This window comes from Variovorax sp. GW531-E2 (assembly GCF_059423125.1).
In genome coordinates this window covers 1-25,454 of sequence record NZ_JBWKXQ010000066.1, presented here as the reverse complement: position 1 = coordinate 25,454, position 25,454 = coordinate 1, and the positions used below count along the sequence as shown (strand labels likewise).

Sequence of the window (25,454 nt, the reverse complement as noted above, 5' to 3'; positions counted from 1 at the left end):
CCCATGATAGGCAAACTGACCGGCACGCTCGCAGAGCGCAACCCCCCGCAGGTGGTGGTGGACTGCAACGGCGTCGGCTACGAGGTCGACGTGCCGATGAGCACGTTCTACAACCTGCCCAACGTCGGCGCGAAGGTGTCGCTGCTCACGCACTTCGTCGTGCGCGAGGACGCGCAGATTCTCTACGGCTTCGGCACCGCCGAGGAGCGGGCGGCCTTCCGCCAGCTCATCAAGATCACCGGCGTGGGCCCGCGCACCGCGCTGGGCCTGCTCTCGGGCATGAGCGTGGGCGAGCTGGCGCAGGCCATCACCACGCAGGAGCTGGGCCGGCTCGTGAAGATCCCGGGCATCGGCAAGAAGACCGCCGAGCGGCTGCTGCTGGAACTCAAGGGCAAGCTGGGCGCCGACATCGGCCTGCCGGCGCATGCCGCGTCCGACGCGCAGGCCGACATCCTGCAGGCGCTGGTGGCGCTGGGCTACAGCGACAAGGAAGCCGCGCTCGCGCTGAAGGCGCTGCCGAAGGACGCGAGCGTGAGCGACGGCATCAAGATGGCACTGAAAGCCCTGGCCAAGTGAGTTGGCGCGAGGCGTGGTCGCGCGCGCAGGCGCTGCGCCACGAGTCGGCCGAGACCGACGCCGTGCTGATGCACACGGCCATGGCCTTGTCGGTGCCGATCATCTGGCTCTACGGCTTTGCGGGCGTGGCCTACGGCCAGCTGCCGATGCTGACGCCGGCCGGCTTCGTCGACATGCCGGGCGTCTGTGCATGGCTCACGGCGGTCATGGCCTTCGCGGTCGGCATCTTCTTCATCGACTGGCTGGTGCGCGGCGACGTGGCACCGCCGCCGGTGCCGACGTCGATCGTCGTGCGGCACTGGCAGTCGGGCTGGCCCCGGTCGCCGGCGTTGCCACCGGAGCCATCGCCCGGCTTCCTGCAAGGCAGCGCGTCCCCGTTTCGCAGCGTGTGCCTGATCGTCGCGGCCGTGGCCTGCGTGTCGGCGCTGGTGTTCAGCGGCCTCGACACGCTGGGCTGGTCGGTCGTCGCGCGGCCGGGTGGGCTGGCGCCGCGCGCCGAGTGGCCGCTGTACCCGCTGCCATGGATCTGGCCCTGGCTGCTGCCGCTCGCGCGCCAGCCCTTCGCGCTCGGCACCGTCGCGGTCGGCGCGGTGTTGCTCGTCGCGGCGATCTTCATGCGCTGGCGCCGGATGCGCGGCGCGTGGTTTCCGTTCTTCACGGCGCTGCCGATCCTCGTGGCGCCGCATTTCCTGGGTGCCGCGGGCTTCGACTACGCCGCCGCGCGCGGGCTCGGCGGCCTCAATGAACCCGCACTGGCGAGTGCGCTCGCGCAGCATCCGGGGCGCTACAACGTCTACACTTTCCTGAGCCTGTGGGGCGGCATCGGTGCCGGCACGGTCGGCCTGGTGCTCGGCTTCTGGTTCGGCCGCTCGCGGGTCATGGACGAGGACTGAGCGCTGGCCCGGCGCCCTGCAAGGAGACACCCTCTGTGAGCGCTTCTTTCTTCGATTCGCCCGCGCACCTGAGCGGCGGCCCGCTGACGCCGCGGATGCGCGCCGAGATGCCGTTCGAGCTCGTCGGCCCGCGCCTGCAGGCCGTGTGCGGCAACTTCACGCCTGTGCCCATGCCGCGCCAGCAGACCGTGTCGGGCGGCATCGAGGTGCGGCGCGCCGGCGGTGTCGACGTGGCGCTCATCGGCCAGAACCTGCAGCGCGTGCACCGCGACGCGCAGGCCATCCGGCGCGACGACCGCGAACATTTCTTCCTCGTGTTCCAGGACCACGGCGGTGCGCTCATGTGCCAGGGCGCGCAGCAGATCGCGGTGCAGGCCGGCGACATCGTGCTGATCGATTCGGCGCGGCCTTCGGAATTCGTCTACGACGGCGCCAGCTCGCAGCAGGTGTCGGTGCACCTGCCGCGCGCCGACATGCTCGCGCGCTTCGGCCCCGCGCTGCAGGGCGGCGTGTGCGTGCGGCGCGGCGACGCGCTGGGCTTCGCGATGCGCGCCATCCTCGCGCGCCTGCTCGACAGCGGACAGTCCGACGACGCGCACCTGGTCGAGGCCTTTCTCGGCGTGTTCGGCTCGGTGCTGGTCGAGCGCGCGCGGCAGGCGCCGGCGCTGCTGTCGCGCAACGCCGGCGAAGGCGTGCTGCGCCGCGCGATGGACCACGTGGCGCTGCAGTTCCACGACCCGGCCTTCCACGCGGGCGAACTGGCGCGCCACCTGGGCGTGTCGCCGCGGCTGCTGCAGCGGGCCTTCGAGGCGCTGGGCGTTTCGCCGAGCCGCCACATCCTCGACACCCGGCTGGCGGCGGCGCGCGCCGCGCTCGATGCGGCGGCCCGGCAGGGCGGCCCCGCGCCGGCCATCGCGGTGGTCGCCTACGACTGCGGCTTCAACGACCTGTCGTTCTTCTACCGCGAGTTCCGCAAGCGCTACGGCGTGCCGCCGGGGCGCCTGGCACTTGGACCCCTGCCGCACTGACGCCTGAGTCCATTCGCTGACGCCTGGCTCCAAGACGCCGGCCCCTGCTTTTCCTACAGTGACCCGGCGCGCCCGCCCTGCGGCGGCGCGCGCCAGCGTCAACCCAACCAGGACAAAGCAATGCAAGAGACAAGAATGACGATCGGCGGTCGCGCGGTGCCAGGCACGGCCTCCTTCGAAGTGCGCAACCCCGCCAACGGCCAGGTGATCGGCACCGCGCCGAACGGTTCGCGCGACGACCTCGCCGCCGCCGTGGCCGCTGCGCAGAAGGCTTTCACGAGCTGGTCGCGAAAGTCCGACGACGAACTGGCCGCGGCCTGCCGCGCCGTCACCGAGAAGATCGGCGCGCATGCCGAAGAGCTGGCGCGCCTGCTCACGCTGGAGCAGGGCAAGCCGCTCAACGGCCTGGGTTCGCGCTGGGAACTGGGCGGCGCCGCGGCCTGGGCCGGCGCCACCGCGGCGCTGTCGCTGCCGCCGCGCGTGCTGCAGGACAACGCGCAGGGCCACGTCGAAATCTTCCGCAAGCCCGTGGGCGTGGTCGGCTCGATCACGCCGTGGAACTTCCCCGTGCTGATCGCCGTGTGGCACGTGCTGCCGGCGCTGCGCACGGGCAACACGGTCGTCATCAAGCCCTCGCCCTACACGCCGCTGGCCACGCTGCGCTTCGTGGAGCTGCTCAACGAGGTGCTGCCCGAAGGCGTGGTCAACAGCGTGAGCTGCGACGACCGCACCTCCAACCTCGGCGCCGACATGGCGAGCGACCCCGTCATCCGCAAGATCGTGTTCACCGGCTCCTGCGCCACCGGCAAGAAGGTGATGCAGTCGGCCGCCAGCACCATGAAGCGGCTCACGCTCGAGCTCGGCGGCAACGATGCCGGCATCGTGCTGCCCGACGCCGACCCCAAGGCCATCGCCGAAGGCCTGTTCTGGGGCGCGTTCCTCAACAACGGCCAGACCTGCGCGGCCATGAAGCGCCTGTACGTGCACGCCAGCATCCACGACGAGGTGTGCGAGCACCTCGCGGCCTTTGCGAAGCAGGTGCCGATGGGCGACGGCATGGACGAGAAGAACGTGCTCGGCCCGGTGCAGAACCGCATGCAGTTCGACAAGGTCGCGCGGCTCGTGGCCGACGCGAAGAAGAAGGGCCAGGTGCTCACGGGCGGCGAGCCGGGCGAGGGCCTGTTCTTCCCCGCGACCATCGTCGCGGGCCTGAAGAACGGCGATGCGCTGGTCGACGAAGAACAGTTCGGACCCGCGCTGCCCATCATTCGCTACACCGACGTCGAAGAGGCCATCCGCGCCGCCAACGACAGCGAGAACGGCCTCGGCGGTTCCGTGTGGTCCAAGGACATCGAGCACGCCAAGCGCATCGCCTCGCGCCTGGAGTGCGGCTCGGTGTGGATCAACAAGCACGGCGCCATCCAGCCCAACGCGCCCTTCGGCGGCGTGAAGGCTTCGGGGCTCGGCGTGGAGTTCGCGGAAGAAGGGCTGAAGGAGTACACCGACGCGCAGGTGATCTTCTCCTGACGCAGTGCAGAGCGTGGCGCGCGCCACGCTCTGGTCAGGTGCGCAGCGCGGCGGTCAGCGCGCCGAGCAGCGCATCGGTCTCGACCAGGCTCGGCGGATGGATCGGCGCCGGCCAGGTGCTGTGGATCGCGACCACGAGCCGTTCCTTCGGGTGGATGTAGACCTGCTGGCCGAAGATGCCGAGCGCGGCGAACAGGCCGCCGTCGAGTTCGGGCAGCGCCTTCGCGCCGGTCGGGAAGGTCCACCACTGGTAGCCGTACCCCATCGGTTCGAAGCCCGCGAGCGTGCCGGGCGCAAGGTGGCTGGCCGCGTCGACGCGCGTGGCATCGGCCACCCAGCCGTCGGGCAGCACCTGCCGGCCGCCGGCCATGCCGCCGCCGAGCACGAACAGGCCGAAGCGCCCGAAGTCGCGCAGCGTGGCGTTCACGCCGCTGCCGGTGAACTCCTGGCCATCGACCGCATCGAGCTGCCAGTACGCATCGGCCTCCATGCCGAAGGGCGCCCAGATTTTTTCCGAGAGGTAGTCGCTGATCGGCCGGCGGATCGCGCTGGCCAGGATCTCGCCGACCAGGCAGGTCTCGCCGGTGCTGTAGTTGAAGCGCGTGCCCGCCGGCGCCACGCGCGGGCGCTTCGCCATGAACGCCAGCACCGCGCCCTTTTCGCGCGTGAGCTGCACGCGCATCAGCTGGCGCCGGTCGGAGCCGGCGTCGAGGTAGTCCTCGTTCCAGGCCACGCCCGAGCTCATCTGCAGCACCTGCTTCACCGTCACGTCGTCATACGCTGAGCCACTCAATGCGGGCAGGTAGCGCACCACCGGGTCGTGGAGGCTGGCGATGTGGCCATCTTTCACAGCCGCGCCGACCAGCGTGGAGGTCAGCGACTTCGCGACCGAGAACGACAGCCACTTCGTCGCTGCGTTGTTGCCCATGGCGTAGCGCTCGAGCACGACGTGCCCGTCTTTGATCACCAGCAAGCCGGCCGTGTGGTTGCGCGCCATGAACGCGTCGATGCCGAAGCGCTGCGCATCGACGGGCGTGCCCTCGGGCAGCGGATGCAGCTGCGTGCCGCGCCGGATCGCGCGCGTCGCGTAGAGCCGGTCCATCTGGCGGTAGGTCGGCGCCTGCAGGGCGGGCGCCAGCGTCATCAGGTCCTCGTAGCGGCCGATGGCCTCGCCGTTCGCGGCGGTCATTTCGCAGCGGGCCGGTTCAGCCCCAGCGTCGGCGTCTCGTCGAAGAAGTTCCACGGCTTGAGCAGCGCATGCACCCACTCGGTGGGCATGATCGGCCACTCCTCGGCGCGCGCGACGTGCGTGGTGCCGGTGGTGAGCCACACCACGTTGTCGGTGTTCACGATCTCCTGGTTGTCGGCCGTGAACTGGCCCAGGCCCGTGTCCTTGTTGGAGCGGTTCGGGTACTTGCCTTCGGGGAACAGCTCCTCGGGGTCGTAGCGTGTCACCCAGAGCTGACGGTCCATGAAGCTCAGGCGGTGGTTGATCCACTCGTCCTTCGCGAAGTTCGCGCCCTTGGCAATGGGGTGCGTGCCGCCCGCGTACGGCACCAGCTGGTACGACACCGGGTTGCCGACCTTGTTGTTCTTCGCCGGGTTGCTCAGCAGGCGGATGGTCGACGGGTCGAACTTCTGCGCCGCCTGCTGCTCGGTGCGCACCGTGCGCTGCACCGTCTGCATGGTGCTGGTGCGCGGGCCGCCGCGCGTGTTGGGCAGCACCACGGGGTCGACTTCGGTGAGCGTGTTCTGCTCGCCATCCACATCGAGGTCGAGGCGGAAGTTGTAGATGTGCTGGTGCGTGGTGCCGACGATGTGGTGGTCCAGCAGCGTGCCGTAGCGCGTGTCCTCTGCGGCCGTCGGGTCCTGCATGGTGCGCGACTTCACGCCCTTCACGGCCTCGATGCCGGTGGCCCCGGCGTGGATGCCGATGGTGCCGTTCTCGGCGAACACCCAGTCGAACAGGTAGTCGTAGTTGCCCACCGTGCTGATCCAGCGCACCACCAGCTCGCGCCGCTCGGTGCTGATGTTGGGCTTGCCCATTTCCTGGTGCTTGAACTCGGGGTCGGCATAGCGTTCGAAGACCGCGATGGCGCGCGGCACCTTGGTGGGCGCGCCGGTGTAGTCGGCCAGCGTGGCGTCCAGCAGCACGGCGTTCTGCGGCGCGTCCTTGTTCGGCTCGATGGGCGAGGTGAGCGTGCCCATGCCGTACTCGCCCGAGTCGAGGTAGGCCTTGAAGTACCAGCCGGTGTCGGGGTCGCCGTAGGGCACGATCATGCCGCCCAGCGAGCCTTCGTACATCACCTTGCGCTTCGTGCCCTTGTCGTTGTAGGTGACGGTGGAGAGCACCAGGCCCACGCGCGAGTCGAGCCGCACATGGAAGTCCCAGTTGCGCCAGTGCATCGTGTGGCCGGTGATCGTGTAGTTCTTGCCCTCGGGCTCGGTGATCTCCAGCGGCTTGGGCGCGGGCGTGGCCGCGCGGTCGCGCCCGTCGTAGGGCGTGGGCTTGAGCGGCACGGGCACCAGGCCGCCGTCCTCGATCTTGATGACCTTCTTCTGCTCCAGGTCGACCACCGCCACCAGGCCCTCGATGGGGTGCGCCCAGTAGTTGCCGTCGCCCACGTCCAGGTAGCTCACCACCTTCAGCAGGCGGTCTTCCTGGCGCAGCGAATCCTTGCCGTCGAAGTAGCCCACGGTGAGCGGCGTGGCCACCACCTTCTTCACGTCGGCGATGCCGCGCGTGGCCAGGGCCTTGGCGTAGTCGGGGCTGGCCTCGATGGCGCTCTGCACGGTGGCGAAGTCGTCCAGCAGCACCATGCCGTGCGCGCCCTCGATCGGCTTCCATGCGGTGAGCGTGCGCGCCGCGAGGTCGACCGTGCCCTCGATGACCTTCTTGCCGTCCAGCGCCACGAAGGCCGCCTGGCGCGGCGCGCGCACGGGCTGGCCGGTGAGCGCGAAGTTCCAGACCTCGTCCTTGGGCGGGCGCTTCACGCTGATCTCGGTGAAGCGCAGGCCGGCCTTGTGGCGCCCCGAGGCTTTCAGCACCTCGAGCGTGGCCTGGATCTCGGCCTCGGTCAGCGGGTTCAGCGGGTTGGGCACGCGCTCGACCACGAAGGTCTTGTCCAGGCTCGACTGGAACACCTGGTTCACGAAGTCGTGCGGCACGTAGGCCGCGCCCTTGCGCATGACCACGGGCACGTCGAGTTGCATCGGCTGGCCGTTGACCAGCGCCGTCTTCGAGCCGGGCTTCAGGCGCACCAGCGTGCCGTTGCGCGCCACGGTGAACACGTTGGCAAAGCTGTCCCAGCGCAGCGTGCCGCCGAAGTCTTCCACCGTCTTCTTCAGCGGCACCATGTGGGCCGCGCCGTCGTGGGCCCGGGCCGACTCAGTGCTCAGGGGGCCGAGGGCGAGCGCCAGGGCAGAGGCCAGGGCGGTGCCCAGGAGACGCCGTGCGGCGCCGCGGCCGGGCGTTCGGTGGTAGCTGCTGCGCATGGCTGCATCCTTCTTCGCGTGTTGTGGTGGACAACCGCGAAGGTAAGAGCGCCGCCGGCGCGGGCGTTATCAAGATTTGGCAAACCACCGCGCGCGCGTGGCGGACGGCAGCTCGCCGAACAGGCGCGCGTAGTCGATGGCAAAGCGCGACAGGTGCCAGAAGCCCCAGCGCGCGGCGATGTCGCCGATGGTGTCCTCGCGGCAGGCCTGCATCTCGCAGCGCACGCGGTTCAGGCGCATCACGCGCAGGTAGGTGACGGGGCTCAGGTGCAGCACGTCCTCGAAGGCGTACTGCAGCGAGCGGCGCGACACGCCGGTGGCCGCGCACAGGTCGGGCACGCTGATGGGCTCGTCGGCGTGCGCCTGCATGTACTCGCGCGCCTTGGCCACGATGTGGCGCCGCGCCGCCGTGCTGGCGGGCAGCCGGGCCTCGAAGGCCTTCGAGCCCATGCACTGCAGCACCGCGTCGGCCAGCGACAGCGACAGCATGTGGCGCGCGGCCGGCTGTTCGAGCTGCGCGAGGTTGTCGCGCGCCAGCGACAGGGCGGCGCCCAGCAGGCGGGTGAAGGCGGTTTCGTCGAAGCCGGGGTGCTGCACCGGCGCGGGCGCCGGCATGCGCAGTTCGAAGTCGGGGCCGAACAGGGTGGTGGCCAGCTTGGCCAGCGGTTCGGTGTCGACGCACACCGCCATCAGGTCCATGCCGGCGCCGGCCAGCAGCTCGAACTCGCCCCGCGGCGGCAACGCGCTGAGCTGGCGCCCGGCCAGGTCGTGGCCGCAGTACCAGCTGCCCGGGGCGGCCGTCTCCGTGAGCGCGAAGGCGATGGCGCCGGGTCGGCCCCGGCCGCGCTGCAGCACGGTCTGGTTGGCGCGCTCGTGGAAGACCTGCACGAAGTCCAGGTGCAGGTCTTCGGCCAGCCCCTCGAAGCGGCCGTTGGACAGCTGCTCGTAGTGCTGGTCCCAGGCGCCCACGCCCGAGGCCTGCGCCTGGGCTTCGGCGGTGAGTTGTCGGCTGAAGTGAAGAAGCTCGGTCATGGTGCGCGCTGGCGCAGTTGCCATCGCGCCACCGATGAGCAGAAACCGTGCCTGTCACGGCGCAGTGTGTGGGAAGCGCCGGCGGCCGACCATGTTGCTTACCCTTGGTCAGGGCCGCTCAGGCGTTCATTCGAGCGTCAGGCCGATGTCCTTCACCAGCGCGCCCCAGTCCCGCAGGTCGCTGCGGATCGTGGCGGTGAACTGCTCGGGCGTGTTCTGCGGCAGGTCGTTGAAGTTCAGCTCGTACATGCGGCGCACCACCGCGGGGTCGCGCAGCACCTGGTTCACGGCCTCGTTGAGCTTCTTCACGACGGCGGGCGGCGTCTTGGCCGGCGCCAGCAGGCCGTACCAGGCGTAGGTGGTGAAGGGGTAGCCGCTCTCGGTCATGGTCGGCACGTCGGGCAGCATCGGGATGCGCGAGGGGCCGCTGTTGGCCAGCGCGCGGATGCGGCCGGCGCGCACGATCTCCACGGTCGAGGAGATGTCGGCGAAGGCCGCATCGACCTGGCCGCCCACGAGGTCCTGCACGCAGGGGCCGCTGCCCTTGTAGGGCACGTGCGTCATCACGAGGCCGGCCTGCTTCTTCAGGCTTTCCATCGCCAGGTGGCCGCCCGATCCGTTGCCCCACGAGCAGTAGCTGAGCTTGTCGGGGCGCGCCTTGGCGTAGGCGACGAACTCCTGGATCGTCTTCACCGGCAGGTCCTTGCGCACCAGCAGCAGGTTGCCGCCGCGCCCGACCTGGGCGATCGGCACGAAGTCCTTCAGTGGGTCGTAGGGCAGCTTCTTGTAGAGGCTGGGGTTCACCACCATCGTCGCGGCGTAGGTGAACAGCAGCCGGTAGCCGTCGGGCGTGGAACGCGCCACCACCTCGCTGCCGAGGATGCCGTTGGCGCCCGGGCGGTTGTCGACCACGAAGGGCTGCTTCAGGATCTTGCCCAGGCCGTCGCCGATCAGCCGCGCGATGGTGTCGGTGCCGCCGGCCGCCGCGGTGGGAACGACCAGCGTCACGGGCTTGTCGGGGTAGCTGTCGGCCTGTTGTGCGTGGCTGGCCGTTGCCAGTGCGGCCAGGGAGCAGGCGGCCAGCATGCGCAGGCCGAAGCGGAATGGTGTTGTCGTTGTCATGGTCCGTGTCTCCGATGGAAAGGCTTCAGCGGATGCCGAAGCGCGCCTGCGTGCCTTGTTCGATCATGTCCGCGCCCACGCGATACAGGTTGCGCGAGACGTAACTGGGCACTTCGCGTGCCCGCTCGCGCAGCCATTCGGCCTTGAGCGAGCGCGCCTCGGCGATCTCCAGCGCGTCGCCCTCGGCGGTGGCCAGCAGGTCGATCACGTGCAGCGCGAGCTGCCACTGCTTGGCCGCCGCCAGCGCACGTGCCTGGTCGATCACGCCGCGCTTGTCGGTGATGGCGTCGGCCACCGCGCGGCCGATGGCCTCGGGCGCGGCCGGGTGCAGCGAGGTCGGGTTGCGGTCCCACCAGCCGTTCTCGGAGCGGTAGATGTCGCGCACGATGTAGCCGGGGTCGCCATAGGTGGGCTTCATCCACTCGACCGCGAACAGCTCGTCGGGAAAGCGGATGCGCGCCAGGATGTCGCGCTCGTTGAGCCCCTCGTTCATGAGCCGCACCACCTCGGCGCGCACCCAGCGCAGCGCGCGGGCCGTGTGCACGAGCACGTGCTGCACCTGGTCTTCACCCTCGAGCGTGGCGCCGAATTCGCGCACCGCCTTGCGCGGCTTCAACGCCGCCAGCGCCTCCAGTGTGTCGGCCCAGCGCACCGTGTCGCGCATCGTGCGAAAGGGCGTGCCGATGTTGGGAATGGAGTCGATCAGCGCCGCGCCGCCGTACAGCACGCGCTGCGCCGGGCTCCACAGCGCGATCGCGTCGTCGGTTTCCGAGGGCGCCCAGCGCAGCTCGATGCGGCGCTCGCCGCTGCCGATCTGCAGCACGTCGTCGAAGGTCTCGGTGGGCGGGTGCGTCACCAGCCGGTGGTCGAAGAAGCCGGCGGGGCGGTTGAACTGGATCTCGGCCATGCGGTGCTGCAGCGCCAGCGTCTCGCGGTAGCGCGCCAGGCGGCGCGGCACGTTGCGGTGCGCAATGATGCGCGGCGGCGCATCGCCGCGCGCGGCGGCATGGGCCAGCCACATCGGCACGCCGGCGTTGTAGCCGATGTGGCCGTGGCTGAAGCACAGCGCATGCACCGGCGCGTCGCTGAGCTGGCGCAGCGCGTCGATCATGCCCTGCGTCACCGAGCCGCCCGGGCCGGCGTCGATCACGACCAGGCCCACGTTGGTTTCGGCCACGAACGATTGGCCCTGCCCGCGCAGGATGTGCAGGCCCGGCGCGACGGTCTCGGTGCCGGTGCCGACGATGAGGAAGGGCTTTTCTTCTTCGGTGGCTTTTGGTTTTTCAGCGGTGGCGCTCATGCGGAATCCTTGGTGACGGTGAGGGGCGGCAGCTGGTAGCGGCCGTCGAGCAGTTCGGCGCGCGGCACGTAGGCGCGCAGGCACAGGTAGAAACTGCCTTCGGGCGCTGGCAGCCAGTTGGCGAATGCGGCCTCGCCGTCGGGGCGCGCGTGCTGGATGTGCAGCGTGAGCCCGCCGTCCGCGTCGCGCCGCAGGCCCGGCGTGCGGTCGCCGATGGCGTAGCGGTCGATCGGGTTGTCGACCAGCATGTAGTCGCGCGTGTCGTACATCGTGAGCGACCAGAAGGCGTCGACCGGCGGCAGCGCGTCGGGCGCGAAGCGCAGCGTGTAGCGACGCTGGCCGGTGAGGGCTTCGCCGGTGGCGTCGTGCCAGGCCATCGGGTAGGTGGCCTCGCGGCTTTCGAGCATGCCGATGTACTTGAGCGCGATCAGCGCGCGCGCCAGGTGGTCGTCGCCAAAGCTTCCTTCCACCAGCGGCATCTGCACCCAGCCCGAGGCCGTGGTGCGGCCCGACTGCGCCTCGCGCAGCCGGGGCAGCACGGTGTCGAGCGCGGCCTGCAGCGCGGCGCGCTGGCCGTCGTCGAGCACGCCTGCATCGGCCCCGATGCCGAGCGATGCGTAGCGCGCCAGCCGCGCTGCATCACCAGCCGGCGGCGCGTTGTCGCGCAGCGCCGCATTCACCTGCGCGGCGAAGTGCGCGGCGGTGAGCGGCGCCTTCGGATCGCAGGCCGGGTCGAAAGCGCGCGGCGCCGAGCGGCGACCGACCTCCCAGTCGGCCAGCGTGCGCACGAGAAAACCGTCCTGCAGCGCGTTGACGGCCGGCACGTCCTGCGGGCCGTCGACCAGCAGGCGGCCGATGATCCACAGCCAGCGCGTGGGCGCCTCGATGCGCGCGCCCGGCGCGTCGAAGGCTGCGGGCAGCGTGCCGCGCCATCCCGGCGGCGTGACCACGAAGGCGCGCGCCGCCGTGCCCGTGAGGCGCTGCCCCAGGTGGGCGAAGGGGTTGGTGAAGAAGTCGAGCAGGCCCAGCACGTAGTAGCGCCCGGCCGTGTCGGGCACGTCGATCACGAGCGGGCCCTCGCCCAGGTCGAGCCAGGCGTTGGTGTAGAGCGTGTCGTTGTTCGGCGTGACGACGCGGCTCTTGCCCGCGCCCAGCAGCTGGCGCGCGTGCGTGAACACGTTGCACCAGCGCAGCGGCTTGGGCGCCTCGCCGGCGGCGTCGGTGCGCTGCGGCGAGGTGGCTGCGCGCATGCGGCACATCTCGTACAGCGGGTAGGCGTAGACCACGGCCTCTTCGGCCAGGGCTTGCAGGATGTCGGTGTGCGGCTGCATCGTGCTCAGCCCTGTTGTGCCTGCAGCGGCGGGATGCGCCAGCCCTGCACGCCTTCGCGCGGGTAGTACATGCGCAGGATCAGGTAGAAGCGCCCGGCCGGCGCGGGCAGCCAGTTGGCGGCGTCGGTGGGACGTGCGTGGCTCACCACCAGTTCGAGGCTGCCGTCGGCGTTGCGCTTCAGCCCGGGCGTGCGGTCGCCGATGGCGTGACGGCGGATGTCGTTGGGGTAGAGGAAGCGGTCGGTGTCGTAGAGCGTGACCGACCAGAAGGCGTCCGCGGGCGGCAGGTCGCCGGCCTCGAAGCGCATCGTGTAGCGGCGCTGGCCGTCCAGCGGCTCCTGGGTCGCGTCGTGGTGCGCGGCGGCGTACACCGCCTCGCTCGTGGCCAGCGCGCCCAGGCCCAGGTAGGCGGTGCGCGCGCGGCCGAGGAACTCGTTGCCGTAGCGGCCGGTGGCCGGCGTCATCGACCAGGGCTTGGGCCGGCGGTTGCGGCCCACGGCGCCGACCAGCTGCACGCCCTCGGCGAAGCCTTCGATCAGGCCTTCGCGCAGCGGTGCCTCCAGCGCGTCCCATGAGAACGCGGCGTTCGCCAGCAGCCCGCCCTGGCCGAACCACGCCACGAGGCCGCGGTCTTCCACGCGGCCCGGCGCCTCGGCCAGCGCGTGGCACACGTTGGTGAAGAAGCGCGGCGCCACTTCTGCAGCGGGCTCGCCGTGCTCGAAGGCGGCGGCCATGGCGTCTTCGTGCGGGCCGGCCCACTGTTCGATGGCGGCCGGACGGCCCTGCAGCACGGTGCCGGGCGCGGGTGTCAGCTGGATCTCCGACTGCAGCGCGCGCGCGGCCGGCCAGTCGCTCTCGTCGCCCACCAGGATGCGGCCGATGAGCCAGACCAGGTCGGTCGGGCAGCGCACCACGCGGTGGGCGGCGGCCAGCGATTCCGGCACCGTGCCGCCGGGGCCCACGAGCACCACGGTCTCGCCCTCGGGGTTGCAGTTGCGCGGGCCCAGGTTCTCGAAGTTCTCGGTGTAGGCGTCGTACAGCGGCAGCACGAAGTAGCGCCCCGGATGCCGCGCCGACGCGGGCACGGTGAGCAGCATCGGCCCGTGCGCCAGGTGCAGCCAGGCCATGGTGTAGAGCAGGTCGTTGGCCGGCGTGACCACGTCGCGGTCTTCGTGGGTGGACGGGCGCGGCGCGTGGTGCAGCGTGTTCAGCGGCGCGCGCACGTCGGAGCCGGCCGAGGCGCCGCTGCGGCGTTCGGCGCGCGGCGCGGTCTGCATGGCGCAGGTGCGGTAGGTCTCGGTGAGCGGATAGCCGTAGACGAAGGCGGCCAGGCCGATGGAACGGGCGAGCGCCTTGCGGGCGGCGGCGATGTCGGGCACGGGAGCGGGAGCGTTCATGGGAAAGACCTCGGGGTTCGGAAAAAGGGGAGGGGGAAGGCGGTTCAGTCGAGCTTCACGCCCGTGGCCTGCGTGAGCTTCAGCGTCACGGGCAGGAAGGCCTTGTAGGCCGCGGCGGCCTCGGGCGGCAGGTTGCCCACGGGCTCGGCACCGAGCTCCTCGATGCGCCGGCTCACCTCGGGCTGGCGCACCACCGCGCTGACTTCGCGGCCCAGGCGCTCGACGATGGCGTCGGGCGTCCTGGCCGGCGCCATCAGCGAGGTCGGGCCGGTCATGGCGTAGACCTCGTCGGCGTAGCCCTGCTCGGCGAAGGTGGGCACGTCGGGCAGCGCGCGGGCGCGCCGGGGGCCGGCCACGGCCAGCGGGCGCAGCTTGCCGGCCTTGATGTACGGCTGCAGCGTGGTGACCGAGCCCACGGTCATCTGGATCACGCCGCCGATCAGGTCGATCGCCATCGGGCTCTCGCCCTTGTAGGGCACGTGCATCGTCTGCAGGCCGTAGGCCTTGTCCATGTAGACCTGCACCTGGTGCGGCTGCGTGCCCGGGCCCCACGAGCCCATCGAGTACTTGCCGGGCGCGGCCTTGGCGGCGGCGATCAGGCTCTTGAAGTCGGTCGCCGGCACCGAAGGGTGCACCGCCAGCACGGTGCGCGTGGTGGCGATGTCCGACACCATGCGCAGGTCGGTGCGCGGGTCGTAGGGCAGCTTGCTGTAGAGCACCAGGTTCGCCGTGACGGGCCCCGGCACCGTGAGCAGCAGCGTGTGGCCGTCGGGCGGGCTCTTGGCGACGTAGTCGGTGCCGATGATGCCGCCCGCGCCGCTGCGGTTCTCGACCACCACCGGCTGGCCCAGCCGCTTGGACAGCCCCTCGGCCACGAGCCGCGCGAGGATGTCGGTCGAGCCGCCCGCCTGGTACTGCACGATGATGCGCACGGGCTTGGAGGGGAAGGGCGCCTCCGTGGCTGCCGCCGCCGTGCTTGCGGCGAGCACCAGTGCCGCGCCCGCGCCGAGTGCGCGCCCGAGTCCGTTCTTCGATGTCGTCGTCATGCGATGTCTCCGGTGGTTGTTGTTGTGCTTCAGGGCGCGCGGCCGACGACCAGCGCGTCGACCGCCACGCAGCCGCCCTCGGCCTGCGGGCGCGCGATCAGCGGGTTGATCTCGGCGCTGTCGAGCGAGTCGCCCGCGCGCTGCGCGAAGTCGGCGAGTGCGCACAGCGCGTCGGCGATCGAGTCGAGGTCGACGGGCGGGCGGCCGCGCGCGCCGTTCAGGATCGCGAAGGCGCGCAGCTCGCGCACCATGGCCAGCGCGTCGTCGCGCGTGATCGGCAATGCGCGCAGCGACACGTCGCGCAGCGTCTCGACGTGGATGCCGCCCAGGCCGAACATCAGCACCGGCCCGAACACCGGGTCGCGGTGCACGCCCGCGATGCATTCGACGCCGCCCGTCAGCATGCGTGCCACCAGCGCGCCGTCGAGCCGCGCCTCGGGCCGTGCGGTGCGCGCGAGGTCGCGCGTGCGCTCGAAGGCCGCGCGCGCCTGCGCCGCGCCGCGCAGCCCGAGCGCCACGCCGCCGACGTCCGACTTGTGCGGGATGTCGGCGCTGACGATCTTCACCACCACCGCCTCGCCGAGCGCCTCGGCGGCGGCTGCGGCTTCGTCGGCGCTGCGCACCACGCGGTGCGCGACCACGGGCACGCCGGCATCGGCCAGCAGCGCGAGCGCGTCGGGCTCGGACAGGGTGCCGGGCGCGAGCGTCAATGACGCCTTGATGGATGCGGGCGCCGCAGTCACCGCCGCCGCAGGCTTCAGCCCCGCCAGCGCGGCGATCGTGCGGATGCCGTCCGACGGGTCGGCGAACACCAGGCAGCGCATGGCCTCGAGCTCGGCGCGGCGCTCGGGCGTCAGCAGCGTGCTCACCGCCAGCAGCGTGTCGGGATAGGCCTCGCGCAGCGACGCCACGAGCGAGCGCAGCACCGGCCAGAACGCGTCCGACGCGCCCGCGGCGGCCAGGAAGCCCATCCACGAGGCGAAGCCCTGGTCGTCCAGCATCACGCGGGCCGTGCGATCGATCAGCGTCATGTCGTTGGTCACCTGGCCCGTGATGTCGACCGGGTTGCGCGGCGCCGCGAAGGGCACCCAGCGGCGCAGCGTGTCCTGCGCGGCCTCGCTCAGCGGCCGGGCGTCCAGGCCCTGGGCCGAGGCCTCGTCGGCCATCAGCGCGCCGACGCCGCCCGAGAGCGTGAACAGGCCGATCGAGCGGTCGCGCGGGCGGCCCGCCACGGCGGCGCTGTGGGCCAGGTCGAAGAACTCCGTGAGGTTGCGCGCGCGCAGCACGCCGTACTGGCGGAACACGGCGTCGTACACCGCGTCGTCGCCCGCCAGCGCGGCGGTGTGCGAGGCCGCGGCCTCGGCGCCCAGCGCGGTGCGCCCGACCTTGACCATCACCACCGGCTTGCCGTTGGCCTGCGCCAGGGCCAGCGCGGCGCGCAGGCGGGGGCCGTCGCGGCAGCCTTCCATGTAGGCCATGATCACGTCGGTGTCGGGGTCCTGCGCGAGCCAGGCCAGGCAGTCGGCGACCTGCACGTCGGCCTCGTTGCCGGTGGTGGCCCACAGCGACAGGCCGACGCCGCGCGCCCGCGCCATCGCGTAGGCATAGGCGCCGAACGCGCCCGACTGGCTCACCAGCCCGATGCGCCCCGGCATCACGCGGCCCACGCCGGGCGCCGGCGAGAAGGTGGCGTACACGTGGCGTGCGATGTTCATGAAGCCCAGGCAGTTGGGGCCGACCAGCCGCACGCCCGCGGCACGCGCCTTGTCTCCCAGCCGTGCCTGTGCCGCCGCGCCCTCGGCGCCCACTTCGGCAAAGCCCGAGGAGAACAGCACCACGCCCTTCACGCCCGCCGCGATGGCGTCGTCGAGCGCGCCGTCGACCAGCGCCGACGGCACCGCGAGGATGGCCAGGTCCACCGGCTGGCCGATGGCGCGCAGGCTGGGGTAGGCCGGCAGGTCCTGGATGCGGTCGGCGTTCGGGTTGACCGGGTACAGCGCGCCCTCGAAGCCGAAGCGGCGCTGGTAGTCGACGGGAATACCGCCGATCTTCTGCGCGTTGGACGAGGCGCCGACCACCGCGATGGCACGCGGTGCGAACAGCGCCGAGAGGGATTCGGTTTGCGAAGAGAAAAAGTCCATGGGCATGGCGGAGGGTTCGGAAGTCAGAAGTTGTGGCGGATGCCGGTGGCCAGCACGCGCACGTCGTTGCCGCTGTTGGCCACCACCGGGATGGTCGCGAGCGAGGCCGACGCGCCGTGCCGGTTCAGCAGGCGCAGCCAGCGCGCATAGACCACGGTGCGCTTGCTCAGGTAGTAGTCGTAGCCCAGCGTCCACGCCAGCTGCGAGCGTTCGCTCTCGGCCACCTTGCGCTGCGTGGCGCCGAAGATCAGGTTCGAGGCCGGCGTCACGTTGTAGGTGGCGCCCAGGTTCACGAGCTTCGCGGTCGGCACGTTGGGCAGGCTCGAGGCGTTGCGCACGTAGCTGGCGTACAGCTGCAGGCCGATGGAGGGCAGCTCGTAGGAGCCGGTCAGCGCCTGGTAGGTCGTGGTGGCGGGCGAGGCCACGGGCGCCGCCGCCGAGCCCGAGCGCGCGCGCTGGAAGGCGTAGGCGATGTAGTACGGCTTGCGCGCCCAGCCGATGTTGCCGCCGTAGACGTTGCCGCTCTGGTGGCTCGGCGCGCTCGATTCGCCCGGTGCGTAGGCCAGGTCGGCGAAGAACTCCATGCTGGCCGGCGTGCGGTAGCGCACCATGTTGCTGGCGCGGGCCGCGAAGGGCGTGAGGCCCGGTTGCGCGTCGGTGGCGGCCACCAGGTTGATCGGCGAGAACACCGAGTTCAGGCCGTAGGGGTCGGCCTTGAACAGCGCGTAGAACATCGGCGTGTACATGCGACCCGCGTCGATCTGTCCCCACGGCGCCGAGAACCCGACGAAGGACTGCCGGCTGAACGACATCGCGGGGCCCGGCAGCGTGCCGTTGCCGGTGTCGGGCGCAAAGCCGCTCTCCAGCGTGAAGTGCGCGCCCAGGCCACCGCCCAGGTCCTCGGTGCCGCGAAAGCCGATGCGCGAGGCGGTCTGGCCGCCGTCCTCCAGCCGCGTGGAGGAGGCGGGGCCCGACCTGGCGTGCGCCACGTACAGGTCGAGCGTGCCGTAGACGCTCACGGTGCTTTGCGCGGACGCAAGGGCGCAGGCCGCGAGCGCGAGGGCCGCGGTGGCTGTCTTCTTCATTTGGGTTGTCTCCGGTGTGGCGAGCCGCTAGGCGGTGCCGCCTGTGTGCTTGTCGATGTCCGGGGCTTACGATAGAAATGAAGGGCCCCCGAATCTGTCAACGCTTTGACAGATTCGTGAACACCAGGGCAGGGAGAACCCGCTGACCCGACCACCTGCAATCCCCCCTCCCGACGCCGAAGACAGCGCCGAGCTGCTCGACCGCGCGCTGCGCTGGAACGAGCTGTTTTCCCAATGGCCCGACGCGCGCCGCGCCGAGCTCATGAAGTCGGCGCGGCTGGTGCGCTACCGTCGCCGCACGCAGGTGCTGGCGCGCGACCGCCACAAGCGCGAGCTGCTGGCGGTGGTGTCAGGCTGCCTGGAGATCAGCAGCATGAGCCCGCAGGGGCGCAAGTACGTCAACGCACTGCTCGGGCCCGGCCAGGTGGCGCCGCTGGTGCGCCTGCTCGAGGACGTGCCGCTGCCCTACGACTACCACGCGCACGAAGACTCGGTGATCGTCCACCTGCCCAGCGACGCCGTGATCGCGGTGCTCGACGCCGAGCCCGCGCTGTGGCGCGGCGTGGCCCGGCTGGGCCTGAAGCGCCAGCGGCTGAGCGTGGTGCTGCTGCAGAACCAGATGCTGAACTCGGTGCGCGGGCGCGTGGCCGCCACGCTGATGAGCGTGATCCACTTCTACGGCATGCAGGTGGAGGCGGCCGCGAGCCTGCCGGTGCGGCTGTCGCAGAACGACCTCGCGGCGATGCTGGGGCTGTCGCGCCAGACCATCAACAAGGAGCTGGGGCGGCTGGTCGCGGAAGGCGTGATCGACATGAGCTACAAGCGCATCCGCATCGTGGACCCCGACCAGCTCGCGGTCATCGCGACGGGCACCGGGCCGCAGTGAGCGGCGGGGCGCAGGCTCAGGGGTGGATCTTCTCGCCCTTGGCGAGCATCTCGACGAACTGCGCGATGCGCCGGGCGCGCGTCTCGGGCTTCTTCGCGCCCTGCGTGCGGAACAGCACGGCGAAGCGGTTGCGCGCGTCGAGCGTGGCGAAGAAGGCCTTGGCGGTGCGGTTGGCGTCGAGCGCGGCCTGCAGGTCGGGCGGCACGGTGGCCACGCTCGGGGCGTCGTAGGCCGCTTCCCAGCGGCCGTCGGCACGGGCGCGCGCCACCTCGGCCAGGCCGCCGGGCTGCATGCGGCCCTCGTCGATGAGCTTCAGGGCCTTGTCGCGGTTGATCTTCGACCAGATGCTGCGTGCGGTGCGCGGCGTGAAGCGCTGCAGGAAGAACTGCGCGTCCTGGCTCTTGCGCTGGCCGTCGATCCAGCCGAAGCACAGCGCGATCTCCAGCGCCTCGGGGTGGTCGACGGAGGCGATGCCGCTGGCCTTCTTCGCGATGCGCAGCCAGACGCCGGCGTGGCTCGCATGGTGTTTCTTGTACCAACGCAGCAGCGCGGCGGCGTCGGCGCATTCCAGCGGCGTGTCGTCGACGATGCGGTCCACCTTGACCGCGGTCTTCTTCGCCGCCGGGCTCACGGCACCCACCAGTAGCGCAATGCGTGGAAGTAGATCGGCGCCGCGAAGATCACCGAGTCGAGCCGGTCGAGCATGCCGCCGTGGCCTTCGATCATGGAGCCCCAGTCCTTCACGCCGCGGTCGCGCTTGATGGCCGACATCACCAGCCCGCCGAAGAAGCCCAGGAGGCAGATCATGAAGGCCATGAGCGCCGCCTGCCACGGGTTGAAGGGCGTGGCCCAGTACAGCGCCGCGCCCATCGCGGTGGCGCTGGCCACGCCGCCGATCAGGCCTTCCCACGTCTTGGAGGGCGAGAGTTCGGGCGCCACCTTGCGCTTGCCGAAGAGCTTGCCCCACACGTACTGCAGCACGTCGCTGCCCTGCACCACGATGACCAGGAAGGCGATCAGCAGCAGGTTGCGGCCCTCGAAGCCCGGAATTTGCAGCGTGAGCAGCGCCGGCACGTGGCTGATGCAGAACACGCACACCATCAGGCCCCACTGGATCTTCGAGGTGCGCTCCAGGAAGCGCTGTGTGTCGCCGCCCACGGCCGCCAGGATGGGCAGCAGCAGGAAGGCGTAGACCGGGATGTAGATCGAATACAGGCCGTACCAGTCGATCCAGATCAGGAAGTACTGGCCCGGCAGCGCCACGAAGAAGGCCAGCGCAATGGCGCCGTGGTCGCCGCGCCGCGTGTAGGCCAGGCTGATGAACTCGCGCAGCGCATAGAACGAGATCAGATAGAACAGCACGATCACGCCGCCCTTGCCGAAGGCAAAGGCCAGGCCGATCACCGCCACCATCACCCACCATGCGTTGACGCGCGAGTTGAGGTTGTCGATCACCGAGTGCGGCTGGCCGTGCGCCACGCGCCACTTGAGCAGCGCGCCGATGGCCGAGGCCAGCACGAGCACGCCGAAGACGCCGCCGAAGAGCTTGAAGGTGGTCCAGGCGAAGGGGGACATTTCGATCACGAGGCGGTCCCTCCGTTTGGTTCGATGCGGTCGTACTCCGGGCGCAGGTCGAGCATGGCCGTGCGTGCGCGGGCGAGGAAGGTGACCTTGTCCTCGCCTTCCTCGAGCTGGATCGGCGCGCCGAAGCGCACGGTGCAGGCCAGCGGAATCGGCACCAGCGTGCCCTTGGGCAGCACGCGCTTGAGGTTCTCGATCCACACCGGCACCAGCCGCACGGTGGGGCAGGCGCGCGCCAGGTGGAAGAGGCCGCTTTTCAGCGGCAGCAGGATGTCGTCGCCCGTGTTGCGCGTGCCCTCGGGGAACATGATGAGCGAGTCGCCGCCTTCCAGCGCCTCCTTCATCTGGTCGACCGGGTTGCCGCCCTGGCCCGAGCCGTCGCGGCGGATCATGAGTGCGTTGAACACGTCCTTGCCGATGAAGTTGCGCAGCTTCGAGGCCTCCCAGTAGTCCTGGCCGGCCACGGGCCGCGTGAGCGCGCGCAGGTCGGAGGGCAGCGTGGCCCACAGCAGCACGAAGTCGCCGTGGCTGGTGTGGTTGGCGAAGTACAGCGTTTGCTCGGCCTTGGGCGTGGTGCCCGACCAGATGGCGCGCACGCCGGTCAAAAGGCCGGCGGCGCCGATGATGAGCTGGCCCGCCACCACCGCGAGCCCGCGGCGCACGATGGCGCTTGGCCGGGCGCTGTCGTCGCTGCTGCTGTCGTTCTTGTTGTTGCCGTTGTCGTTGTTCAAGCGAGTTCCTGTGTCATGAGGGCGAGCAGGAAGAGCGCGTTCTGGCAGGCGATCACGATGGCGTGGCGCTGCATCAGTTGGCGGGTTCCCTGCACGCGGTCGGCGAGCGCGCGGGCGTTGGGCTGCGGCGGCGGGTCGCGCAGCCCGAGCACCGACAGGGCGTTGTCCATCGCGCCCAGCGAGGCGATCTGGCCGTTGGCCAGGCCTTCGAACAGCGCCTGGTCCAGCCGCAGCCGGAAGGCGAAGTAGCGTTCGAGCACACCCAGCACCATCACCGCGGCAAAGGCCAGGATGGCGGTGTTCGAGAGCCCGCGCAGCGTGAGCGCCAGCACCAGGGCGGCGATGCAGGTGAGCGCGAAGCCCCAGAGGGCGAGCATGGCCGCCGCGCGCAGCAGGCCGGCCAGGGTGGTGCAGGTGGCGCGTTCGTTGTCAGTCATGGCGGGAAGGGGCTGTGTCGGGGGTGGGGGCGAGCGCGGTACGCCAGGCGGCGTGCAGCACGATCTGCGGACGGGCGCGGCGCACGGCGTCTTCGGCCTGTGCCAGGCCGTGGTCGCGGCCCAGCCAGGCGATCACGGCGGCGGCGCTGCGCGAGAAGCCCAGCGCGCAGCAGACCCACACGGCCGAACCGTCGGCCGCCGCCGCGCGGCGCTGGCCTTCGATGACGGCCGCGGCGCGGCGCAGGCGCACGGGCGGCGGCACCACGAGGTCGAGCAGCGGCACGCAGCGCGCACGGTCGGGCGACACGCCGGCCGGCAGTTGCAGCTCGGCGCACAGGCTCACGAGCCGGGGCTGGCCGGCGGCGAGCCATTCGGCCTGCGTGGGGCGACGGCCCAGGCGCAGGCCGGGCACCACCTCGACCGAGGCCGGCAGCTTGCGCGTCCAGAGCCACACATTGAAGGCCGCGGCCAGACGGTAGGGCGCGAACAGCCAGCGCGCCGCCCAGCCCATGCGGCCGTGGCCGTCCATCTGGAAGCCGCGCGCGCCGAAGCCGAGGTAGTTGAGCGCCACCAGCGCGAGCGCCGCCGCCGGCCAAGCCAGCCACAGCGCCACGCCGCCCGTTGCCAGCGCCGCGAACAGGCACAGCGCCGCGCCCACGGCGTAGAAGCCCGCGAGCTTCAGCCGCTGCGGATCGCGCGCGAGGCGCCAGGCGCGCAGCATCGACACCCGGCGCGCCATCGGCCACAGCCACACGCAGAAGATGCCCAGCAGCGCGCCGGTCGGGATGTCGATGAAGTGGTGCTGCCAGGTCGTGAGCACCGAGGCGCAGATCGCGAAGGCCCACACGTGCAGCACGAGCCGCGCCCACAGCGGCCGGATGAAGCGCCGGTACCAGTCCCACAGGATCACGGCCAGCGCGATGTGCAGCGAGGGCGCCTGGTTGTAGGGCTGGTCGAAGCCGCGCAGCGCATTGAACAGGAAGGCCGGCGCGCCCTCCACCGGCGGCTGGCCGAAGCTGAAGTGCAGCGGCCAGAGGATGAAGCAGGTGCAGGCGATGAGCGTGGCGCTCACGAGCCGCAGCGCATGCCGGTCGAGCGTGTGGCGGTCGCGCGCCAGGAACAGCGACAGCGCGTAGAAGACGTTGATGGTCCAGTACGGAAAGATCGTCCAGGCCCAGAAGGGCACCTGCCGCTCCCAGTCGAAGGCCATCGAGGGCACGCTGGCGCGGGTGGTGGCCCACCAGTTGGCGAAGCCGTAGGTCGCGTAGAACAGCGGCCCCAGCAGCACCAGCCACGCGGCGGCGCGTTTCCACGGCCGGGGCGCGCGCCGGGCGGTCATTGCGCGACGCGCACCGCCAGCGACACCGTGAAGATGCCCCACTCGTCCACGCGTTGGTCGATCTTGCGGAAGCCCGCTTCTTCGACCAGCTGGTCCATCTCGGCCTGCGTGCGCCGGCGCATCACCCAGGCTTCGCCCTGGCGGTGGCTGGTGAGGGCGCGGGCGATCATTTCGAGCTGCGGGTGCCAGGGCTGGCCGGTGTAGACCAGGTAGCCCCGGTCTTCCACCGCGTCGCCCACGCCCGCGAGCGAGCGGCGCACCATTTCGTTGTCGGGGAACAGCTCGTACAGGCCCGACACCACGGCCAGCGTGGGCCGCGGCGTCACGCTCGCCAGGCTGATGCGGTCGAAGGCGTCGGCCTGCACGAACTGGGCGACGTCTTCCAGGCCCTTCTCGGCGATCAGGGCCGTGCCGTCGCGCACGTTGATGTCGCTGTAGTCGCGCAGCAGGACCGAGCTGGCCTTCACCGGGCTGGCCAGCACCGCGTCGAGCACGTAGCGGCCGTGGCCGGCCGCGATGTCCATGAGGCGCACCTCGCGGTGCATCTCGACCAGCCGCTCCATCGCGATGCGCAGCAGCTCTTCCACGTGGATCTTGCGCTGGCGGATGCCGCGCCAGCCGATGGAGTCCAGGTAGGTGCGGTCGACCGAGCGGCCCAGCGCGCCCTTGCCCTGCGGCTGGTTGCGGTAGACGTAGTCGAGCGTGCTGCCCGAGTCGAAGCCCGTGGCGTGGCCCAGCGCGATGCCGCCGGACAGCGCGCCGCCCACGCGCAGCCCGCCGCGCGTGATCGCCCAGTAGGCGCCGCGCGGCGACAGGGGCGAGAGTGGTTCGGCCAGCGCGCGCGATTCGTCGGCGGTGTTGCCGTTCAGGTGCGCCTCGCGCAGGTCGACCGGCACGGCCGGCTCGTCGAAGCGCTGCAGGATGAATTCGCGGATCGACGCCACCGCGGGCGCCCGGTCTTTCTCGCCCAGCGTGTCGTGGAAGAAGCCCGGCAGCACCGTCTTCGTCTTCACGGCGCTGCCCAGCCGATCGAAGAACTGGTGTTGCGGCTTGTGGTGCACCACCCAGTCGGCGCCCGAGATGAGCAGCTGCACCGGCAGCGTGATCGCGTTGGCGTCGGCCACCACGCGGTCGGCCGCCTCGTACAGGCCCAGCAGGATGTTGACGGCGATCGGGCGCGAGATCAGCGGGTCGTTCTTGTAGCTCTCGATGCGCGCGGGGTCGTGCGTGAGGAATTTCGGCTTCACGTAGCTGTTCACGAAGAACAGCCCGCGCAGCTTGTGCATCAGCGCCAGCCCCGGCCGCGCGAACGGCACGTAGAGCTTGACCTTGAAGGCCGGCGAGGCCAGCGTGAGGCCGCGCACCTTGGGGGCGTAGTCGTGCGCCCAGGTGGCGATCAGCACCGCGCCCACGCTCTGCGCCACCACGTGGATGTCGTGCTCGGGCACGCCGTGGGCGGCGGCGATGTGCTGCACGAAGGTCTGCACGTCGCGCACCGAGGTGCCGAAGCTGGGGCTGTAGCCGCGCTGGCCCGGCGACAGGCCGTGGCCGCGCGCGTCCCAGGCGAAGAAGTCGAAGTCGGGCAGGTCCAGCTCGTCCACCAGGTGCGCCATGCGCGCGCCGTGCTCGTGGCCGCGGTGGAACAGCAGCACGGCACCGCGCCGCACGGCGCCCGTGGCCGGCCAGTGGCGGTAGAACAGCGATTCGCCGTCGTGCGTGCGGAAGTGGTGTTCGGCGGCGACGCGGGGTGTGGAAGGGGTCATGAAGAAGGGTCTTCTTTACTTATTTGTATGGGGGTGTTTCAGGCGGCGGGCGCTTCAGCCTCGGCCAGGGCGCGGCGGATGCGGTTGACGACCGTCCAGGCCACCAGCGCGGCCACGAGCGGCATCAGCAGGGCGGTCCAGCCCGGCAGCGGCCCGCCGAGGGCGACATACAACCCGAGCGCGCCGAACACGAAGGCCCGGTCGCTCTTGCCCATCGGCCCGTCGTAGCGGCGCGAGGCGCCCACCGTGGGGCCCAACGCGCCGGCGAATTCGCTCAGCCCGGCCAGCACGATGACCGTGCCGACCCAGAACGGCGCGAACGGCGCCACCAGCGCGAAAGGCAGGTAGAGCGCGGCGTCGGAGACCACGTCGGTGAGTTCGTTGAGGAAGGCGCCCAGCTTGCTCTGCTGGTGGTGCTCGCGCGCCAGCATGCCGTCGATGGCGTTGAAGGCCATGCGCAGGAACATCCAGGCGGGGATCAGGCCGAAGGCCGCCAGCGAGGGCGCAGCGAAGAACAGCCAGAGCCCGAGCCCGACCGACACCGCACAGGCCGCCAGCGTCACCTGGTTGGCCGTCACGCCCATCGCATGCAGCCGGACCACGAGCGGTCGCAGCAAGGCCTGGAAACGCGGTTTCAGTTCGTAGATGGACACGTTCTGACTTCCCTCTCTTGTTATGTTCTGCAGGCATTCTGCCAGTGTGGCCAGGGACTAAACTTGCCCCCGAAGACCCACCCCCAATGAC

The 25,454-nt window shown here is 70.9% G+C and carries 22 protein-coding genes; 5 read left to right on the top strand and 17 right to left on the bottom strand.

The window, feature by feature from the left end; translation table 11 throughout:
- The first annotated feature begins 3 nt into the window (after positions 1–3).
- The 4 genes from ruvA to AC07XP_RS27215 all read left to right on the top strand — a co-directional run bounded on the left by ruvA (position 4) and on the right by AC07XP_RS27215 (position 4,024).
- On the top strand, positions 4–576 hold the full coding sequence (ruvA, locus tag AC07XP_RS27230) for a Holliday junction branch migration protein RuvA (protein ID WP_056577514.1): 573 nt from the start codon (positions 4–6) through the stop codon (positions 574–576).
- The gene (locus AC07XP_RS27225) at positions 573–1,469 is read left to right on the top strand and encodes a hypothetical protein (protein WP_495266432.1); all 897 of its coding nucleotides are present in this window, start codon (positions 573–575) and stop codon (positions 1,467–1,469) included. Before ruvA ends, AC07XP_RS27225 begins: the two co-directional genes overlap by 4 nt.
- A 35-nt stretch (positions 1,470–1,504) precedes the next feature.
- Positions 1,505–2,497, top strand: coding sequence for a helix-turn-helix domain-containing protein (locus AC07XP_RS27220; protein WP_495266431.1), 993 nt, complete (start codon positions 1,505–1,507; stop codon positions 2,495–2,497).
- Between the two features lie 120 nt (positions 2,498–2,617).
- Positions 2,618–4,024, top strand: coding sequence for an aldehyde dehydrogenase family protein (locus AC07XP_RS27215; protein WP_495266430.1), 1,407 nt, complete (start codon positions 2,618–2,620; stop codon positions 4,022–4,024).
- Between the two features lie 34 nt (positions 4,025–4,058).
- On the opposite strand, the gene AC07XP_RS27210 is transcribed toward AC07XP_RS27215, so the two are convergent.
- The 10 genes from AC07XP_RS27210 to AC07XP_RS27165 all read right to left on the bottom strand — a co-directional run bounded on the left by AC07XP_RS27210 (position 4,059) and on the right by AC07XP_RS27165 (position 17,973).
- On the bottom strand, positions 4,059–5,213 hold the full coding sequence (locus AC07XP_RS27210) for a serine hydrolase domain-containing protein (RefSeq protein ID WP_495266429.1): 1,155 nt from the start codon (positions 5,211–5,213) through the stop codon (positions 4,059–4,061).
- Positions 5,210–7,519 (bottom strand): primary-amine oxidase, encoded by a 2,310-nt coding sequence (tynA, locus tag AC07XP_RS27205; RefSeq protein ID WP_495266428.1) that lies wholly within the window; start codon positions 7,517–7,519, stop codon positions 5,210–5,212. Before tynA ends, AC07XP_RS27210 begins: the two co-directional genes overlap by 4 nt.
- Positions 7,520–7,588: 69 nt before the next feature.
- Entirely contained in the window at positions 7,589–8,551 is a 963-nt protein-coding gene (locus AC07XP_RS27200; protein ID WP_495266427.1) for a helix-turn-helix domain-containing protein, read from the bottom strand.
- Between the two features lie 126 nt (positions 8,552–8,677).
- The gene (locus tag AC07XP_RS27195) at positions 8,678–9,637 is read right to left on the bottom strand and encodes a Bug family tripartite tricarboxylate transporter substrate binding protein (protein WP_313906292.1); all 960 of its coding nucleotides are present in this window, start codon (positions 9,635–9,637) and stop codon (positions 8,678–8,680) included.
- Positions 9,638–9,698: 61 nt separating this feature from the next.
- Positions 9,699–10,973: an alkyl sulfatase dimerization domain-containing protein gene (locus tag AC07XP_RS27190; protein WP_495266426.1), complete on the bottom strand. Its 1,275-nt coding sequence runs from the start codon at positions 10,971–10,973 to the stop codon at positions 9,699–9,701.
- Positions 10,970–12,304 (bottom strand): DUF1254 domain-containing protein, encoded by a 1,335-nt coding sequence (locus tag AC07XP_RS27185; RefSeq protein WP_495266425.1) that lies wholly within the window; start codon positions 12,302–12,304, stop codon positions 10,970–10,972. Before AC07XP_RS27185 ends, AC07XP_RS27190 begins: the two co-directional genes overlap by 4 nt.
- A gap of 5 nt (positions 12,305–12,309) precedes the next feature.
- Entirely contained in the window at positions 12,310–13,701 is a 1,392-nt protein-coding gene (locus tag AC07XP_RS27180; RefSeq protein ID WP_495266424.1) for a DUF1254 domain-containing protein, read from the bottom strand.
- A gap of 44 nt (positions 13,702–13,745) precedes the next feature.
- On the bottom strand, positions 13,746–14,747 hold the full coding sequence (locus tag AC07XP_RS27175) for a Bug family tripartite tricarboxylate transporter substrate binding protein (protein WP_495266423.1): 1,002 nt from the start codon (positions 14,745–14,747) through the stop codon (positions 13,746–13,748).
- Between the two features lie 29 nt (positions 14,748–14,776).
- Positions 14,777–16,888, bottom strand: a complete 2,112-nt coding sequence (locus AC07XP_RS27170; protein ID WP_495266422.1) for an acetate--CoA ligase family protein — start codon at positions 16,886–16,888, stop codon at positions 14,777–14,779.
- 23 nt (positions 16,889–16,911) lie between these two features.
- A complete protein-coding gene (locus AC07XP_RS27165; RefSeq protein WP_139704412.1) occupies positions 16,912–17,973 on the bottom strand; it encodes a porin in 1,062 nt (353 codons plus the stop codon).
- A gap of 262 nt (positions 17,974–18,235) precedes the next feature.
- Here AC07XP_RS27165 and AC07XP_RS27160 point away from each other — a divergent pair, with 262 nt between their 5' ends.
- Positions 18,236–18,859, top strand: a complete 624-nt coding sequence (locus tag AC07XP_RS27160; protein ID WP_223301435.1) for a Crp/Fnr family transcriptional regulator — start codon at positions 18,236–18,238, stop codon at positions 18,857–18,859.
- Between the two features lie 16 nt (positions 18,860–18,875).
- On the opposite strand, the gene AC07XP_RS27155 is transcribed toward AC07XP_RS27160, so the two are convergent.
- The 7 genes from AC07XP_RS27155 to AC07XP_RS27125 form a co-directional block, all read right to left on the bottom strand.
- Positions 18,876–19,499: a YdeI/OmpD-associated family protein gene (locus AC07XP_RS27155; protein WP_495266421.1), complete on the bottom strand. Its 624-nt coding sequence runs from the start codon at positions 19,497–19,499 to the stop codon at positions 18,876–18,878.
- The gene (locus AC07XP_RS27150; RefSeq protein WP_172438312.1) at positions 19,487–20,434 is read right to left on the bottom strand and encodes a phosphatidate cytidylyltransferase; all 948 of its coding nucleotides are present in this window, start codon (positions 20,432–20,434) and stop codon (positions 19,487–19,489) included. Before AC07XP_RS27150 ends, AC07XP_RS27155 begins: the two co-directional genes overlap by 13 nt.
- A gap of 5 nt (positions 20,435–20,439) precedes the next feature.
- Positions 20,440–21,105, bottom strand: a complete 666-nt coding sequence (locus tag AC07XP_RS27145) for a lysophospholipid acyltransferase family protein (RefSeq protein WP_495266438.1) — start codon at positions 21,103–21,105, stop codon at positions 20,440–20,442.
- Positions 21,106–21,167: 62 nt separating this feature from the next.
- Positions 21,168–21,608: a hypothetical protein gene (locus AC07XP_RS27140; protein WP_062482724.1), complete on the bottom strand. Its 441-nt coding sequence runs from the start codon at positions 21,606–21,608 to the stop codon at positions 21,168–21,170.
- Positions 21,601–22,947, bottom strand: a complete 1,347-nt coding sequence (locus tag AC07XP_RS27135; protein ID WP_495266420.1) for a phosphatase PAP2/dual specificity phosphatase family protein — start codon at positions 22,945–22,947, stop codon at positions 21,601–21,603. The genes AC07XP_RS27140 and AC07XP_RS27135 overlap by 8 nt, the downstream gene beginning before the upstream one ends.
- Positions 22,944–24,710, bottom strand: coding sequence for a bifunctional alpha/beta hydrolase/class I SAM-dependent methyltransferase (locus AC07XP_RS27130; RefSeq protein ID WP_495266419.1), 1,767 nt, complete (start codon positions 24,708–24,710; stop codon positions 22,944–22,946). The genes AC07XP_RS27135 and AC07XP_RS27130 overlap by 4 nt, the downstream gene beginning before the upstream one ends.
- A 38-nt stretch (positions 24,711–24,748) precedes the next feature.
- Positions 24,749–25,363: a CDP-alcohol phosphatidyltransferase family protein gene (locus AC07XP_RS27125; RefSeq protein WP_492679944.1), complete on the bottom strand. Its 615-nt coding sequence runs from the start codon at positions 25,361–25,363 to the stop codon at positions 24,749–24,751.
- Positions 25,364–25,454 lie beyond the last annotated feature (91 nt).